The sequence below is a fragment of the Tardiphaga sp. P4_G1 genome, from assembly GCF_056401215.1.
Genome location: NZ_JBFUJU010000006.1, coordinates 210,092 through 225,942, shown reverse-complemented (window position 1 = coordinate 225,942; position 15,851 = coordinate 210,092). Strand labels below are relative to the sequence as shown.

Annotated in this window: 14 protein-coding genes and 1 tRNA gene; 11 read left to right on the top strand and 4 right to left on the bottom strand. The window is 62.0% G+C overall.

Annotated elements, in window-relative coordinates; all coding sequences use genetic code 11:
• Positions 1 to 7: 7 nt before the first annotated feature.
• Genes AC1DUY_RS16390 through AC1DUY_RS16360 form a run of 7 tightly spaced genes read left to right on the top strand, consistent with a single transcriptional unit; the run spans position 8 to position 7,748 of the window.
• Positions 8 to 1,561 (top strand): class I adenylate-forming enzyme family protein, encoded by a 1,554-nt coding sequence (locus tag AC1DUY_RS16390; RefSeq protein ID WP_441231904.1) that lies wholly within the window; start codon positions 8 to 10, stop codon positions 1,559 to 1,561.
• Between the two features lie 51 nt (positions 1,562 to 1,612).
• Complete coding sequence (locus AC1DUY_RS16385; protein WP_089267531.1) at positions 1,613 to 2,356, top strand: SDR family NAD(P)-dependent oxidoreductase; 744 nt, start codon at positions 1,613 to 1,615, stop codon at positions 2,354 to 2,356.
• A gap of 6 nt (positions 2,357 to 2,362) precedes the next feature.
• Positions 2,363 to 3,544: an acyl-CoA dehydrogenase family protein gene (locus tag AC1DUY_RS16380; RefSeq protein WP_120288904.1), complete on the top strand. Its 1,182-nt coding sequence runs from the start codon at positions 2,363 to 2,365 to the stop codon at positions 3,542 to 3,544.
• 21 nt (positions 3,545 to 3,565) lie between these two features.
• Positions 3,566 to 4,696 (top strand): acyl-CoA dehydrogenase family protein, encoded by a 1,131-nt coding sequence (locus tag AC1DUY_RS16375; protein ID WP_116660943.1) that lies wholly within the window; start codon positions 3,566 to 3,568, stop codon positions 4,694 to 4,696.
• Between the two features lie 41 nt (positions 4,697 to 4,737).
• Entirely contained in the window at positions 4,738 to 5,925 is a 1,188-nt protein-coding gene (locus AC1DUY_RS16370) for an acetyl-CoA C-acyltransferase (RefSeq protein WP_175365715.1), read from the top strand.
• A gap of 37 nt (positions 5,926 to 5,962) precedes the next feature.
• Entirely contained in the window at positions 5,963 to 6,970 is a 1,008-nt protein-coding gene (locus tag AC1DUY_RS16365; protein WP_231081176.1) for an NAD(P)H-dependent flavin oxidoreductase, read from the top strand.
• Between the two features lie 10 nt (positions 6,971 to 6,980).
• Entirely contained in the window at positions 6,981 to 7,748 is a 768-nt protein-coding gene (locus tag AC1DUY_RS16360; RefSeq protein WP_478115596.1) for an enoyl-CoA hydratase, read from the top strand.
• Positions 7,749 to 7,888: 140 nt separating this feature from the next.
• Here AC1DUY_RS16360 and AC1DUY_RS16355 read toward each other — a convergent pair.
• From AC1DUY_RS16355 to AC1DUY_RS16345, 3 genes are all read right to left on the bottom strand, one after another.
• Positions 7,889 to 7,963 (bottom strand) — tRNA-Val (locus tag AC1DUY_RS16355).
• Between the two features lie 170 nt (positions 7,964 to 8,133).
• Positions 8,134 to 9,396, bottom strand: coding sequence for a coiled-coil domain-containing protein (locus AC1DUY_RS16350; protein ID WP_231077695.1), 1,263 nt, complete (start codon positions 9,394 to 9,396; stop codon positions 8,134 to 8,136).
• Between the two features lie 135 nt (positions 9,397 to 9,531).
• Positions 9,532 to 10,116 (bottom strand): DUF1134 domain-containing protein, encoded by a 585-nt coding sequence (locus AC1DUY_RS16345; RefSeq protein ID WP_089267524.1) that lies wholly within the window; start codon positions 10,114 to 10,116, stop codon positions 9,532 to 9,534.
• 113 nt (positions 10,117 to 10,229) lie between these two features.
• Between AC1DUY_RS16345 and AC1DUY_RS16340 the strand changes: the two genes are divergently transcribed.
• On the top strand, positions 10,230 to 10,724 hold the full coding sequence (locus AC1DUY_RS16340; protein ID WP_199712043.1) for a YHS domain-containing (seleno)protein: 495 nt from the start codon (positions 10,230 to 10,232) through the stop codon (positions 10,722 to 10,724).
• A 7-nt stretch (positions 10,725 to 10,731) separates the two neighbouring features.
• Here the strand turns inward: AC1DUY_RS16340 and cysQ are convergent, their stop codons facing one another.
• Positions 10,732 to 11,568, bottom strand: a complete 837-nt coding sequence (gene cysQ / locus AC1DUY_RS16335) for a 3'(2'),5'-bisphosphate nucleotidase CysQ (protein WP_120288929.1) — start codon at positions 11,566 to 11,568, stop codon at positions 10,732 to 10,734.
• A 170-nt stretch (positions 11,569 to 11,738) separates the two neighbouring features.
• Here cysQ and chpT point away from each other — a divergent pair, with 170 nt between their 5' ends.
• The 3 genes from chpT to AC1DUY_RS16320 all read left to right on the top strand — a co-directional run bounded on the left by chpT (position 11,739) and on the right by AC1DUY_RS16320 (position 15,816).
• Entirely contained in the window at positions 11,739 to 12,386 is a 648-nt protein-coding gene (chpT, locus tag AC1DUY_RS16330; RefSeq protein WP_068737134.1) for a histidine phosphotransferase ChpT, read from the top strand.
• A 200-nt stretch (positions 12,387 to 12,586) separates the two neighbouring features.
• Entirely contained in the window at positions 12,587 to 15,310 is a 2,724-nt protein-coding gene (locus tag AC1DUY_RS16325) for a hybrid sensor histidine kinase/response regulator (RefSeq protein WP_439057603.1), read from the top strand.
• Between the two features lie 11 nt (positions 15,311 to 15,321).
• Positions 15,322 to 15,816, top strand: a complete 495-nt coding sequence (locus AC1DUY_RS16320; protein WP_478115591.1) for a chemotaxis protein CheW — start codon at positions 15,322 to 15,324, stop codon at positions 15,814 to 15,816.
• The last annotated feature ends 35 nt before the right edge of the window (positions 15,817 to 15,851 follow it).

Below are 15,851 nucleotides of genomic sequence, written 5' to 3'. Positions count from 1 at the left end.
GACGAAGATGTTGAAGACGGTGGAAACCGATGAGGCAGCGCGCATACTTTCCGCGTTGCCGCGCCGCATCGACCAGGTCATTGATTGCCATGCTGTCGAAACACCCGATCGGATAGCGTTGATCGACGACGGGGACAGCATGACCTATGGTCAGTTGCATAAGGCCGTCGCGGATATTGCCTTTGACCTCACCAAGCTCGGCATCAGGCCCGGCGACCGCCTGATGATCGTCAGCGAAAACAGCATTCCGCTCGCAGGTCTGCTGCTCGCGGCAAGTCGCCTCAATGTCTGGGCGATCGTCGTCAATCCACGGCTGTCCGCTCGTGAGCTGGATCAGATCAGGGATCACAGCGGCGCACGCCGTGTGCTTCTGACGGTCGGCGTGTCCAAGGAAGCTGCGAGCCATGCCGCGCGGTATGAAGCCCAAACGCATCGGATCGGCCCGCTATCGGAGGTGGCCGTTACCGCTCTCAACGAGGGCACGTCACCCGAGCGAGTGGAGGACAGCCCGAAAGATCAGGTGGCCGTTCTCATTTATACGTCGGGTACGACCGGCACGCCCAAAGGCGTGATGCTGACGCACGAGAATCTGCTGTTCAGCGCCAAGACCACGGCCGACATCCGTCGCATGACGCCAGACGACAAGCAGTACATCGTTCTCCCGATCTCGCACATCGTCGGCATTTCGTTGCTGGTGATGACCTTGATGACGGGTGCGCCCGTCCGGTTGGCAAGCAAGTATGATCCGGCCGCACTGGCAAAGGCGATCTCGGACGAAGGCATCACGATCCTGAATGGCGTGCCGGCGACCTATCAGCGATTGCTGGAATACAAATCGGTTACCGGTTTGAGCAAGCTCGATCGAGGCTCGTTGCGTCTTATTGCGGTCGCAGGTGCGCCGCTCGACCTGGACCTGAAGTCGCGCGTCGAGCGCGAACTCGGGCTCTCACTGTTGAACGGCTATGGCATCACCGAGTGCTCACCCGGATTATCCGGCGTGCGCATTGATGCGCCGCGCGACGATCAGGCGGTTGGCCCGCTGCTGCCTGGTGTCGAGGCCAGGATTGTGGGTCTCGACGGATCGCACAAGACTGCCGGCGAGGTCGGCGAGCTCCATGTCCGCGGGCGGAATGTGATGCGCGGCTATTATCGGGCGCCGGATCTGACCGCGAAGGCGATCGATCCGGATGGCTGGTTCAACACCGGCGATCTGGCCCGCTTCGAGGGGGATTGTCTCTTCATTGTCGGCCGCACCAAGGAAATGATCATCCGCTCGGGCTTCAACGTCTACCCCGCCGAGATCGAAGCGGTGTTGAGTACGCATGCCTCGGTCGTGCAGTGTGCGGTCGTGGGGCGCCCGGTGGACGGTAACGAAGAGGTCGTCGCCTTTGTGCAGCTTCTTCAGGGGACCGAGACAACGGCCTCCGATCTGATGGCGCATGTCAGCCCTCAGCTCACATCCTACAAGCGCCCGTCGGAGATCATCGTGCTGCCGGCGCTGCCGGCCACATCCACGGGCAAGATTCTGAAGCACAAGCTGGCGGAATCGCTGCGCAGCTAAGCAGATTGCGGTGGCGTTCGCCGCCGCGTACTCGCATCCGGGAGAACTCAGTTGAAAAAACGCAATGCAACAGTAGCCGTCGTTGGCGCAGGTGACTTCATCGGCGGCGAGATCGCCAAGAAATTCGCTGCGGAAGGTTTCACGGTCTTCGTGGGGCGCCGCCAGGGCGAGAAGCTCGAGCCGCTGATCAAGGAGATCGAGGCCGCGGGGGGCACCGTATTTGGGCGTGCTCTCGATGCGCGCAAGGAAGAGGAGATGGTGAAATTCATCGCCGACGCCGACGCCCATGCGCCGTTGGAGATCTGTGTTTTCAACATCGGTGCTAACGTCAACTTTCCGATCGTGGAGACGACCGAACGTGTGTTCCGCAAGGTCTGGGAGATGGCGTGTTACTCCGGCTTCCTGGCCGGCCGCGAGGCGGCGCGGGCGATGCTGGCGCGCGGAAAGGGCAACATCTTCTTCACGGGCGCGACGGCAAGCCTGCGGGGCGGCAACGGTTTCGCCGCTTTTGCCAGCGCCAAGTTCGGTCTCCGAGCCGTTGCGCAATCGATGGCCAGGGAGCTCGGCCCAAAGAACATTCACGTCGCGCACCTGATCATCGACTCGAGCGTGGATACGGAATGGGTGCGGCAGCTGATCACCAGCCGCGAAGGGCCGAAGGCGATGGAAAACCTCGATCCGAACCGTTTGATGCGGCCGGCTGCTGTCGCCGAGGCTTACTGGGCACTTTACCAGCAGCCGCGTGACGCATGGACGTTCGAGCACGAGATCCGGCCATTTGGCGAGAAGTGGTAGCTTGCCATGGAGCTGAATCTCTCTGCCGAAGATGCAGCCTTCCGCGATGAGGTTCGCTCCTTTATCGCGGAGCATTACCCCAAGGAAATGCGCGTCGCCAACCCGGAGACCGACCTGACCAAGGAGCAATCGCTTCTCTGGCACAAGATCCTACATAAGAAGGGTTGGATCGCGCCGCTCTGGCCGAAGGAGTATGGCGGACCCGGTTGGTCTCTCACCCAGCGCTTCATCTGGGACCAGGAGACCTCGCGTGCGGGGACGCTTCCTCCGCTCGCCTTCAGCGTGACGATGGTCGGCCCGGTCATCTACACGTTCGGGAAGGAGGCGCAGAAGGCGAGGTTCCTGCCACGCATATTGTCGGGCGAGGACTGGTGGTGCCAAGGCTACTCGGAGCCGGGTTCGGGGTCGGATCTAGCCTCGGTCAGGACCAAGGCGGTTCGTGATGGCGATCATTATGTCGTCAACGGGCACAAGACATGGACCACTCTCGCGCAGCACGCGGACTGGATCTTCTGCCTCGTCCGCACCGATCCGTCCGGGAAGCCCCAGGCAGGAATCTCGTTCCTGCTGATCGACATGAAAACGCCGGGTGTGACGGTTCGGCCGATCATCACGATCGACGGCTCACATGAGGTCAACGATGTCTTCCTTGAGGACGTGCGGGTGCCGATCGAGAATCTGATCGGCGAGGAGAACAAGGGCTGGACCTACGCAAAATTCCTCCTCGGCAACGAACGCACCAGCATGGCGGGTATCGGTCGTTCGACGCGGTACCTGCGGCGGCTCAAGGACATCGTCAGGGCGGAAATTCCCGAGGACGATCCGAGTTTCGCGGAGTTCATCCGTGAGATCGCCCGTGTCGAATTGGATGTGCTGGCCCTCGAAGCGACGGAATTGAGGGTTGTCGCGCAGATGTCGCGCGGTATCGATCCCGGCCCGGCCGCATCGCTCTTCAAGATCAGAGGCACCGAGATCTTCCAGCGCATTACCGACCTCACGCACCGCGCGATGGGCAATTACGGCGTTGCTCTTCGAGAGCATCCCGTCAGCGGGAACCGTTTCATGCCCGGGCCTGACTATGGGCATACGTCGGCGGAAAAATACCTCAACTCGCGCAAGCTCAGCATCTACGGCGGATCCAACGAGATTCAACGCAACATCATCGCGAAAGCCGTGCTCGGTCTTTGACCCGCACCAGGAGAGGCGTCCATGGACATCGAACTGACCGAAGACCAGGAATTGCTCCGCAACAGCGTGCAACGGTTCCTGAAGGATGAATACGGCTTCGATGACCGAGCGAAGATCGTCGCGGGCGAAGATGGTTGGAGTCGCGCAGTGTGGGCAAAGTTCGCCGACCTCGGTCTTCTGGCGGCACCGTTCGCGGAGGAATATGGCGGCCTCGGGAACGGCCCGCTGACGACCATGATCGTCATGCAGGAGTTCGGCCGCAGCCTCGTCGTCGAGCCATATTTCGAGACGGTCGTGCTGGCGGGAGGGCTAATCGAGGCATTGGGGACCGACGACCAACGCGGGGAATTGCTCGCCGAGATCGCAGCGGGCGAGGCGACGTGGGCGTTGGCCTGGGCCGAACCGGGATCTCGGTACAACCTCAACAAGGTATCGGTGTCTGCGGACCGAAGTGGTGATGACTACGTCCTGTCGGGAACGAAAGCCGCCGTGATCGGTGCTCCGTGGGCCGACCGGCTGATCGTCTCCGCGAGAACGTCCGGCCGAGATGGCGATCGTGACGGCGTGTCCCTGTTCATCGTCGACAGCCGGGCGGCCGGTCTACACATGCAAAGCTACCGGACGGTCGACGGCAGGCGCGCCGCCGAGGTCACGCTGAAGGATGTTCGCATCCCGGCGGTCAACCTGCTCGGACGCGAAGGCCAGGGAGTCGTCGCGCTCGAGAGCTGTCGCGACCGCGGCATCGGCGGACTGTGTGCCGAGGCTATAGGCGCAATGACCGAGCTGAATGCGGCGACGCTAGACTACAGCAAGACCCGCAAGCAATTCGGCGTGACCCTCGGATCGTTTCAGGTGCTGCAGCACAGAATGGTCGACATGTTTATCGCGCTGCAGGAAGCCGTCTCGTTGATGCAGCATCTAACCCTGACGCTGGCGTCCAACGACGCCCATGTCACGAAGCTAGCCTCCGGCGCGAAGACAAAGGTCGGATATGCTGCGCGCTTCATCGGCGAACAGGCGATCCAACTGCACGGTGGCATGGGCATGAGCGACGAGCTCAAGGTCGGTCACTATTTCAAGCGTATCGGCGCCATCGACATCCAGTTCGGCGACCCCGCTTTCCATCTGATGCGATTCGCCCGCGCCGCATGACGCGCGGTCACGCCCGTCCCATCCAGCCAAGGAAATAATAAATGACCGAAGCCGTAATCGTATCGACCGCCCGCACCCCGATCGGAAAGGCCTATAAGGGCGCGCTCAACAATACCGAAGGTGCGACCATGATGGGACACGCCATTTCGGCTGCGCTCGCACGTGCGAACATCGTTGGCGGAGAAGTCGAGGACGTCGTGATGGGATGCGCCATGCAGCAGGGTACGACGGGGTCGAACATCGCGCGTAAGGCTCTGCTTCGCGCCGGTCTTCCCGTCACGGTCGCCGGCACCACCATCGACAGACAGTGCGCGTCGGGGCTTCAGGCGATCGCGCTTGCCGCTCGGTCGGTGATCTTCGATGGCGTGGAGGTCGCGGTCGGCGGAGGCGGTGAATCCATCAGCTTGGTCCAGAACGAGCACATGAACCAGTGGCACGCGGTCGATCCGGAGCTTCTGGCGATCAAAGGCGACGCTTACATCGCCATGCTGGATACGGCCGAAAACGTCGCAAAACGCTACGACATCTCTCGGGACGCGCAGGACGAATACAGTCTCGAAAGTCAGCGCCGCACCGCGGCCGCGCAGCAGGCCGGCCGCTTCAATGACGAACTGGCGCCGATCAAGACGACGATGGCCGTGACTAACAAGGAGACCGGCGCCATCTCCTACAACGAGATCACGCTCTTGGCGGACGAGGGCCCGCGTCCCGACACCACCGCCGAGGGGTTGGCCAAGGTCAAGCCCGCGAAGGGCCCCGGTTACACGATCACCGGCGGCAACGCGAGCCAGCTATCGGACGGTGCCAGCGCCACCGTGGTCATGAGCGACAAGCTCGCCGCCAAAAAGGGCCTAAAGCCGCTCGGAATCTTCCGTGGATTCGTCTCGGCGGGTTGCGAGCCCGACGAGATGGGCATAGGGCCGATCTTCGCCGTTCCGCGTCTCCTCAAACGTCATGGTCTCACGATCGACGACATCGACCTTTGGGAATTGAACGAGGCATTCGCGGTCCAGGTCATCTACTGCCGCGACAAGCTCGGCATTGATCCCGAGAAGCTCAACGTCAACGGCGGCTCCATCGCGGTCGGTCACCCCTATGGCATGACCGGCGCGCGACTGACGGGGCATGCATTGATCGAGGGGCGTCGTCGCAAGGCGAAGTACGCGGTGGTCACGATGTGCGTCGGTGGCGGGATGGGCGCAGCGGGTTTGCTCGAAATCGTTCACTGATAATAAGAAACCTAAACAGCGAGATTCGGAGACGATCATGAGAACCGCGATCACAGACCTGTTCGGGATCGAACATCCCATCATTCAGGGCGGCATGCACTATGTAGGCTTTGCCGAACTCGCCGCGGCCGTCTCGAATGCCGGTGGCCTGGGCATCATCACCGGATTGACGCAGAGAACGCCCGAGAACCTCGCGAAGGAAATCGCGCGCTGTCACGACATGACCGACAAACCGTTCGGCGTGAACCTGACATTTCTTCCGACGTTCGACGCGCCGCCCTATCCAGAATACATCGCCGCCATTAAGGAAGGCGGCATCAAGGCGGTGGAGACCGCAGGTCGAAGCCCTGAGCAATATATGCCAGCCCTGAAAGAGGCGGGGATCAAGGTCATCCACAAGTGCACTTCCGTTCGCCATTCGTTGAAGGCGGAGAAGATCGGTTGCGATGCCGTCAGCGTCGACGGCTTCGAATGCGGCGGCCATCCCGGCGAAGACGACATGCCAAACATGATTCTGCTGCCGCGCGCTGCCGAAGAGCTGAAGATCCCGTTCGTTGCATCGGGAGGGATGGCCGACGCGCGTAGTCTGGTTGCGGTGCTCGCGATGGGCGCTGCGGGCATGAACATGGGCACCCGGTTCGTGGCGACCAAAGAGGCGCCCGTTCATCAGAACGTCAAGGATGCGATTGTGAAGGCGTCAGAACTCGACACCCGTCTGGTGATGCGCTCGCTCAGGAATACCGAGCGCGTTCTCAATAACGCCGGAGTCGAGCGGCTGCTCGCAACCGAACGAGCTAAGGGTGACTCATTGGTCATCGGCGACATCATCAATGAAGTGGCGGGCGTGTATCCGAAAGTCATGGTCGACGGTGACATGGACGCCGGCGCCTGGAGCTGCGGCATGGTTGCGGGCCTCATCAACGACATCCCGACCGTCAAGGAACTGATCGATCGCATCATGGCGGACGCCGAAAGCATCATCCGCCAGCGCTTGACCGGTTTTCTCGACGCCTCTGCCCGCGAACCCCTGCGCGCCGCAAGCTGAGGACGATGGCATGACGGATCATTTGAAGACGGATGTCGTCGATGGCGTGATGACGCTCACGATCTCGCGTCCCGAAAAGAAGAACGCGCTGACTGGCGCGATGTACGACGCGATGTCGGAAGGCCTCGAACGATCCGAAAGGGATCCCGCCGTCAAGGTCGTTCTGTTTCAGGGCGACGGCGACAGCTTCACCTCCGGCAACGACTTGGCGGACTTTGCCGCCCAGTCCACGGCAAACGAAACCACTGACAGTCCCGCGTTTCGCTTTATCGGCAATTTAGCAAAGGCGACCAAGCCGCTCGTCGCGGCCGTCCAGGGAAACGCCGTTGGTGTCGGAACCACGATGCTCCTGCATTGCGATCTGGTCTACTTGGCGGAGAATGCGCGCCTGATCACGCCTTTCGTCAATCTGGCGCTTGTGCCCGAAGCCGCCTCGAGTTGGTTACTCCCTTCGCGGATCGGGCACGTGAGGGCGTATGCCATGTTCGCGTTGGGAGAGCCGATGGATGCAGCAACCGCACTTCAATGCGGACTTGCCAATGCCGTTGTCCCTATCGGCGACGTTCGTGCGAGGGCGGCCACCGCCGCCCTGACTTTGACGCAGCGTCCGACGGGCGCACTTCGCCATACAAAGCTTTTGATGCGAGAGCAGCAGGAAATGGTTGAAAGGATCGCTGAAGAGAGCGCTCTTTTCAAAGAGCGGCTTCAGAGCGCGGAAGCTCGCGAGGTCTTCTCTGCCTTTGCAGAGAAGCGAAAGCCCGATTTCACGAAAGTCTAACTTGGCGGCTAGAGAGCTGCGCCGGCCAATCCATGACGATGATCAAGCGCCGAAACGAGTGTGCCCCTGCTGTGCCCCAGCTTTTCCGGGGCACACTTCGAGGGAATAAGGCCGCTAAGTACTTGAATATGCTGGAATAATGGTGGGCGCACAAGGGATCGAACCTTGGACCTCTCCCGTGTGAAGGGAACGCTCTCCCGCTGAGCTATGCGCCCGGGATGCCGTACAGACCAAAAGGCCGGGCGGTAATGGCCCGGCGGGGACTGACGTCAATGGCGCGATTTAGGGAATAGGGGGCGGGGGTGTCAAGCAAACCCTGCCGCAAGTCAGCACAATAAGTCTCCCCGTCCGGCCGGACGGCCAATCCGGGTTCTAGGCCCGCGATTTAGCCCGGCTGCGGGGCGCGGGAGGCGTGGGACTGCAGCGCCCGGATCCGGTCGGCGAGGGTGCTGTTGGGGGCGAAACCTGCGTCATTGGCGGGGCGCGGCTGAGCTGTTGGGGCCGGTTCAGCGGCCAGAATTGCCTCGATGGGCGAATTCGGCCCTTCCAGTGTCATCGCCATTTTGGCCACTTCGGCGGCGATGTCGTTGATGCGCTCGCGCAGCAGCGCGTTTTCCATCCGCTCGGTGGCCCATGCGCTCTCGGCCTGCTGATGGACGCCGTTGAGGTCGCGCTGCAGCTTGGCGCGCTCCTCGCGGGCGGCGGCGAGCTCGGTCTCCACCGCGGCCTTCTCGGCGCGCAGCTTCTCGATGACGGGCGATCCCTTGGCGCCGTTCATGGCGGCGAGCTCGACGCGCAGGTCGCGCGCGATCTGTTCGGCGGCTTCATTAGCTTGGCGCAACTGGCTGTTCTCGAAATCGCGCTCGGCGAGGATCTTGGTCTGGGTCGAGAGTTGGCTCTCGAGATCGGTGACGCGGGCGCCGAGCTGTTCGGCTTCGCGGACCTGAATAGTGAGCTGCTGATCGAGATCAGTCACGCGCTGGCTGAGATTCTCGACGCGCGCGCGCGCCTCAGTGAGTTCACGCGTTGCGGTGTCGGACTCGCCGCGCTGCAGCTCCAGCCGGTGCTGCGTATTGGCGAATTCCTTTTCGGCATCGCCGACACGGCCCTTCAATTCCTCGACCTGCGCACGCACGGCGATGAGCTCGACCTGGCGGGTGTCGGCCACCATGGAGCGATCCGAGAGGTCGTGGTTCAGCTTGGCGAGTTCGCTCTGCTTGTCGCTCAGGGCCTTTTCGGCGGCGCGCAACGCTTCCGTCTTGCTGGTGAAGTCGGCCTCGGTGAGGCCGAGCTTTTCCTTCACGGCGGCTTCACGGGCTTCCAGCGCGAAGATCGTGGCGTTCTTTTCGCCGAGTTCAAGCTTCATGCGGTTGATGGCGTCGGACTTCTTGCCGAGTTCGGCGAGCTGGCTGGTGGTCTTGTTCTTGAGCTGGTCGACGCTCATTTCCAGCCGGCGTGCCGCCATCGCGAATTCCGCGCGCAGCTGGTCCTTGTCGGCCTGGATTTCCGCCATCGACAGCGGCGTCGCGGCTTCGAGCCGGCGGGTGGTGAGGCGGACGGCGCGGTTATGCACCAGCGGCATGATCATCAGGCCGCAGAGCATCGAGATCAGAAAACCGATCGCCAGATACATGATCGGTTCAACCATGACGAATGCTCCCACGCTCTCAAAATGCAGCGGTTAGCATGCCATGGCACCGCCGGCAAAGACAGCGTAACGCCTCGTTAACCTTTATTCAGCCGTTCAGAAGCGCTTGATCGCACGCCTTTCCGATCGAAGAGGTTAGAACGGGTTCCAGGTCGCGCTGGGGGTATATTTGAGATAGCCGATATTGGCGCCGAGCCGCAGGCCGAGACCCGAACGGATCGGCACCAGCACGACGTTGTTGGCCGTCAGTGCCGTCATGCCGAAGCCGCCGATGATGTAGGCGGAACCGTCGATACCGGCGAAGCGCTGATAGATCGCCTGGGTGGCGGGCAGGTTATAGACCAGCGTCATGGTGCGGGCGCCGTCGCCGCCCCAGTCGAAGCCGACCGAAGGGCCCTGCCAGTAGACGCGCAGATCGCCGGCATTCTTCGTATAGAGCGTCCCTTCGCCGTAACGCAGGCCTGCCACAATCGCGCCGCTGCCTTCCTCACCGAGAATATAGCCGTTCGGCAGGCCCCACTGGCTGACGGCCTTTTCGATCACCGAAGCGAGGCCGCGCGAGACATTGCCGAAAAACCGGTGTCCGGCCGTCATGAGTTCTTCGGACCGATAGGTGTCCGGTGCGGCCTGGCCGCGCGGTGGTTGCTGCGCAGAAGCCGGCGAGAAGGCGAGCGTGAACGTGGCTAGCGCGACCGCTGCCAGGCGTGATGCGAAGGTCATGAAAAGAACCCCTGGTATTTCAAATTTGCGACCGCGGCTTTAACCGGATGCTGAGAAGCACGGTTTAACTCTGCAGTCATTGTCCCCGACTCCCTATACTATCGGTATCAACTATGACGGCACAACGGCGGGAATTGTCAGGCTGGAGCCGTGGAATTGCCTTGATTCTGCTGCTGGCGGCCGCTCTGGTCCCGACGGGCGCGCAGGCTGCGACCAGCGAGCGCGTGGTCACTGACCGATATACGGGTCTCGCAATCAGCGGTTTCGATCCGGTGGCCTATTTCACCGAAGGCCGCCCGACGCTGGGTCAGCCGGACTTCGAAATGTCGGAAGAGGGCACCGTCTGGCGCTTCCGCAATGAGGGCAACCGCGCCTCTTTCGCCGCTCATCCGGACATCTACGGTCCGCAATTCGGTGGCTATGATCCCGTCGATGTCGCCCGCGGGGTCGCCTTCGCCGGCAATCCGCGTTTGTGGCTCATTACGGGCGAACGCCTTTACCTGTTCGGCCGGGAGGAAACCCGCGATGCCTTTGCTGCGGCACCGGCCAAATATCTGCCCGGCGCGCGCAAGCGCTGGCCGGGCGTGCAGGATATCCTGGCGAAATAATGCGGGTTCAGCCGCGCGCGCTCGCGGTGGGGTCACCCCAGGCGATGAATTCCGGCACGATGAAGTCTTCCCGGTTGCCGCCGAAGCGAACCGCCTTGCCAAAGGTGTCGGTCACCTTGCCGCCTGCAGCCACCACCACGGCATGGCCCGCAGCCACATCCCATTCGCAGGTTGGCGCCAGCCGCGGATAGATGTCGGCCTGGCCCTCGGCCACGCGGCAGAATTTCAGCGCCGAGCCGAACTCCTGTCTGACAGCGCCGGGGCGGCTGGCGATGAAAGCCTCGGTTCGCTGGTCGCCATGGGAACGGCTGACCGCAGCGGTCCACGCTGCGCCCGCAGCGGGCGCTGCGCGGGTCCGGATCGATGTGACCTTGCGGATGGACAGGTCTGGTGCGAGTTCGACACGTTCTGCGCCGCGCCCGACCAGCCCGCGCCAGATCAGCCCGAGGGCGGGGGCGCCGACGATGCCGAGCAATGGTGCGCCATCGACGATCAGGGCGATGTTGACAGTGAACTCCTGGCGGCCGGCGACGAATTCCTTGGTGCCGTCGAGCGGGTCGATCAGGAACAGGGTGCCGGCATAAGGCGGTGTCGCCAGGTGCAGGCGCTCTTCGGACAGCGACGGGATTCCCGGAAACAGCCGGGCCAGTCCTTCGCCGATGACATGGTCGGCCGCGAGATCGGCTTCGGTCACGGGCGAGCCGTCGGCCTTGCCATCCACGGTCATGACAGTGCGGTTGACCTTGAGGATGGCGGCGCCGGCCTGCGCGGCGAGCTCGGTCAGCGGCTCCATCAGGACGGCAGCCCGCGCGGCATCCATGCGAGGTCGCGAATCATCCGTCATCGACTAGCCTTCATCCCCTGCATGTCATCCCCGTTCATTTCTACACGCGCCTGTTGCACCGGTGGACTGTGCCAGCCTTGTTGTGGTCGCGCCACCATCTGCGGTGTATCTAACCGTAAAGCAAATGCTTGATTCGCCGTTCATTCTGTGTGGCCCCAGGAGCGCATTTCATGTCCGACACTCCCACGCCAGGTCCGGCCCCCGATGCCCTTGAACTCGCGGCATTGCTCTGCTCGCGGGTCTGCCACGACCTGATCAGCCCCGTGGGCGCCATCGTCAACGGGTTGGAAGTGCTCGATGACAATCCCAAGCCGGAAGACAAGGAATTCGCGCTCGATCTGATCCGGAAGAGCGCCAAGACCGCATCGGCCCGCTTGCAGTTCTGCCGGCTCGCCTTCGGAGCCGCCGGCTCGGCGGGCGCGCAGATCGATCTCGGCGACGCGCAGACCATGTCGCGCGGTCATCTTGAAGACGCCAAGACCAAGATCGAATGGAATCTGCCGCGGCTTCTGCTGCCGAAGAACAAGGTCAAGCTGCTGCTCAACATGCTGGTAATCGCGCAGCAGACGATTCCGCGCGGCGGCGTGCTCAAGATCGATGGCATCGGCGAAGGTGAGCCGCAGGGTTTCAAGATCACGGCCGCAGGCCTCAACGCGCGCCTGCCGCAGGCCATCGTCGATATGCTGGCCTCGGAACAAGTTGGCAGCATCGATGCCCATGCCGTGCAGCCTTACTACACGCGGCTGCTGGCGCAGGCTTGCGGCCTCAAGGTGACCTTGGTGCCCGAAGGCGACGCCATCGTCGTCACCGCGATCTGATCGCAAACTCATTCAACTCTTAATGAACTCTTTACGAGTCCGCCGTTTGGCGGGCTCGTACGTGTGCGAGCATATAGCTAAATGTCGCATTCATTGTTTTTGGGAATGCTCAACTAATATTAAACGCTTTGCGGGGAAAGTAGCCAGACTTCGAAAGGCGTAGCGAAAGTCGCGAGCCTGGAGTGTGAAGGCCTATTTTCATGGATGATCTTCTCCGCGAGTTTTTGACGGAAACCAACGAGAGCCTGGATACGGTTGACAATCAGCTGGTCCGCTTCGAACAGGACCCGAATAACGCGAAAATTCTCGATAATATTTTTCGCCTGGTTCACACCATCAAAGGCACGTGCGGATTTCTCGGACTGCCCCGTCTCGAAGCCCTGGCCCACGCCGCCGAGACATTGATGGGCAAATTCCGCGATGGAATGCCGGTTACCGGAGAGGCGGTTACGCTCATCCTGACCACGATCGATCGCATCAAGGAAATTCTCAGTCAGCTCGAAGCCACGGAAGTGGAGCCGGAAGGCGTCGACGAAGATCTGATTGGCGAACTGCATCACATGGTCGAAAAAGGCATGGAATCGATGACGGAATCTGCTCCTCCGATCGCACCGGAAGCGCCTGTCGTGGCCGAGTCGGCCCCGTTGGTCGTTCCGACCCTGGAGCGTGAGCTGCGTCCCGGCGAAGTCTCGCTCGAAGAGCTTGAGCGGGCCTTCCAGGAAACCGCCATCGAAGTGGCACCGCCCGTAGCAGCTGCTGCGCCTGCGCCTGTCGCGCCGCCGGCTCCGGTTGCTGAAAAGCCCGCCGCGCCGAAGGCTGCTGCTCCGAAGCCTGCCGCCAAGAAGACCGCAGTCGAGGTCGACCAGCCAGAAGCTGACAAGGTCGCGAACCAGTCAATCCGCGTGAACGTCGACACGCTCGAACATCTGATGACCATGGTCTCGGAGCTGGTGCTGACCCGCAACCAGCTGCTGGAAATCAGCCGTCGTCATGAAGACACCGAATTCAAGGTGCCGCTGCAGCGCCTGTCCACCGTGACGGCCGAACTGCAGGACGGCGTCATGAAGACCCGCATGCAGCCGATCGGCAATGCCTGGCAGAAGTTGCCGCGTATCGTGCGCGATCTGGCCGGCGAACTAGGCAAGCAGATCGAACTCGAGATGCACGGCGCCGATACCGAACTCGATCGCCAGGTGCTCGACCTTATCAAGGATCCGCTCACCCACATGGTGCGCAACTCGGCGGATCACGGCCTCGAAACGCCGGCTGAGCGCGCTGCCGAAGGCAAGCCGGAGCAGGGCACCATCCGTCTGTCCGCCTATCACGAGGGCGGCCACATCCTGATCTGCATCGCCGACAACGGCCGCGGCCTCAACACCGAGCGGATCAAGGCGAAGGCGATCTCGAACGGTCTGGCCACCGAAGCCGATATCGAGAAGATGTCGGAAGCCCAGATCCACAAGTTCATCTTCGCACCGGGCTTCTCCACTGCGGCTGCCGTCACCAGCGTCTCCGGCCGCGGCGTCGGCATGGACGTGGTGCGCACCAATATCGATCAGATCGGCGGCACCATCGACATCAAGTCGGTCGCCGGCGAAGGCTCCAGCGTCACCATCAAGATCCCGCTCACGCTGGCCATCGTGTCGGCGCTGATCGTCGAAGCTGGTGGTGATCGCTTTGCGATCCCGCAGCTGGCGGTCGTCGAACTGGTGCGTGCACGCGCCAATTCCGAACATCGCATCGAGCGCATCAAGGACACCCCGGTGCTCCGTCTGCGCAACAAGCTGCTGCCGCTGATGCATCTGAAGAAGCTGCTGCAGATCGATGACGGCTCATCGGCCGATCCGGAGAACGGCTTCATCGTCGTGACCCAGGTGGGCAACCAGACCTTCGGCATCGTCGTCGATGGCGTCTTCCACACCGAAGAAATCGTCGTCAAGCCGATGTCCACCAAGCTCCGTCACATCGGCATGTTCTCCGGCAACACCATCCTGGGCGATGGCGCGGTGATCATGATTGTCGATCCGAACGGCATCGCGCAGGAGCTTGGTGCTCTGGCATCCAACGCTCACGAGATCGCCGACGAGAACGCCGCAATGCGCGCGATGAATGCGGAACAGCTGACGTCGCTGCTGGTGTTCCGCGCCGGCTCCGCACAGCCAAAGGCGGTGCCGCTCGGTCTCGTCACGCGCCTCGAAGAAGTGGGCGTTGACAAGGTCGAGCTGTCGAACGGCCGCTACATGGTCCAGTACCGCGATCAACTGATGCCGCTGGTGCAGATGGAAGGCGTGACCGTCCGTACGTCGGGTACCCAGCCAATCCTCGTTTTCGCAGACGACGGTCGCTCGATGGGTCTCGTCGTCGACGAAATCGTCGATATCGTCGAAGAGCGCCTGCATATCGAAGTGGCCAGCGGTCGCGAGGGAATCCTCGGCTCCGCTGTCATCAAGGGTCTCGCGACCGAAGTGATCGACGTCGGTCACTTCCTGCCGATGGCTTTCGCCGATTGGTTCTCGCGTAAGGAGATGCGTGTCTCGGCAACCGCCCAATCGGTGCTGCTGGTCGACGACTCCGCGTTCTTCCGCAACATGCTCTCCCCCGTGCTCAAGGCTGCCGGCTACAAGGTACGCGTCGCCACCAACGCCCAGGAAGGTTTGTCATTCCTGCGCTCGGGTCAGGAGGTCGACGTAATCCTCACCGACATCGAAATGCCGGATATGAACGGCTTCGAATTCGCCGAGACCATCCGTGCGGATCAGAAACTCAGCCACACGCCGATCATTGCTCTCTCGGCGATGATCTCGCCGGCTGCCATCGAGCGCGGTCGCCTCGCAGGTTTCCATGATTACGTCGCCAAGTTCGATCGCCCCGGCCTGATTGCGGCGCTCAAAGAACAGACCACTGAAGTTCGCCAGGCTGCGTGAGGGAAATCGCAATGACCGCCACCACTACGACCACCACCACCACCAAGGCTCCGAGCGCTGACGGCGCGATCACCGAATACGTGACCACCATGATCGGTGGACAGCTGTTCGGCATGCCGATCTCGCGCGTGCAGGACGTGTTCATGCCCGAGCGTCTGACCCGCGTGCCGCTGTCCTCCAGCGACGTCGCCGGCGTGCTCAATCTGCGCGGTCGAATTGTGACCGCGATCGACATGCGTTCGCGCCTTGGCCTGCCGAAGAACGATGACGGCAAGCCGCCGATGGCTGTGGGCGTCGATCTCCGCGGTGAATCCTACGGCTTGCTGATCGATTCGATCGGTGAAGTCCTGAAGCTCGCCGATGAGAGCCGTGAGGTGAATCCGGTCAATCTGGATCCGCGCATGGCCAAGATGGCCGATGGCGTCCATCGTCTCGATGGGCAACTGATGGTCGTACTCGACGTTGATCGCATCCTTGAAATCTCGCCTGACAAGCTGGCCGCCTAAGACCAGCACTTGGACAATTTTGTCCGCGGTGAAAA

Coding starts and splice junctions, on each gene's coding strand:
- AC1DUY_RS16390 (WP_441231904.1), top strand. CDS start 8: ATGTTGAAGACGGTGGAAACCGATGAGGCAGCGCGCATACTTTCCGCG.
- AC1DUY_RS16380 (WP_120288904.1), top strand. CDS start 2,363: ATGGAGCTGAATCTCTCTGCCGAAGATGCAGCCTTCCGCGATGAGGTT.
- AC1DUY_RS16375 (WP_116660943.1), top strand. CDS start 3,566: ATGGACATCGAACTGACCGAAGACCAGGAATTGCTCCGCAACAGCGTG.
- AC1DUY_RS16370 (WP_175365715.1), top strand. CDS start 4,738: ATGACCGAAGCCGTAATCGTATCGACCGCCCGCACCCCGATCGGAAAG.
- AC1DUY_RS16365 (WP_231081176.1), top strand. CDS start 5,963: ATGAGAACCGCGATCACAGACCTGTTCGGGATCGAACATCCCATCATT.
- AC1DUY_RS16360 (WP_478115596.1), top strand. CDS start 6,981: ATGACGGATCATTTGAAGACGGATGTCGTCGATGGCGTGATGACGCTC.
- AC1DUY_RS16350 (WP_231077695.1), bottom strand. CDS start 9,396: ATGGTTGAACCGATCATGTATCTGGCGATCGGTTTTCTGATCTCGATG.
- AC1DUY_RS16345 (WP_089267524.1), bottom strand. CDS start 10,116: ATGACCTTCGCATCACGCCTGGCAGCGGTCGCGCTAGCCACGTTCACG.
- AC1DUY_RS16340 (WP_199712043.1), top strand. CDS start 10,230: ATGACGGCACAACGGCGGGAATTGTCAGGCTGGAGCCGTGGAATTGCC.
- cysQ (WP_120288929.1), bottom strand. CDS start 11,568: ATGACGGATGATTCGCGACCTCGCATGGATGCCGCGCGGGCTGCCGTC.
- chpT (WP_068737134.1), top strand. CDS start 11,739: ATGTCCGACACTCCCACGCCAGGTCCGGCCCCCGATGCCCTTGAACTC.
- AC1DUY_RS16325 (WP_439057603.1), top strand. CDS start 12,587: ATGGATGATCTTCTCCGCGAGTTTTTGACGGAAACCAACGAGAGCCTG.
- AC1DUY_RS16320 (WP_478115591.1), top strand. CDS start 15,322: ATGACCGCCACCACTACGACCACCACCACCACCAAGGCTCCGAGCGCT.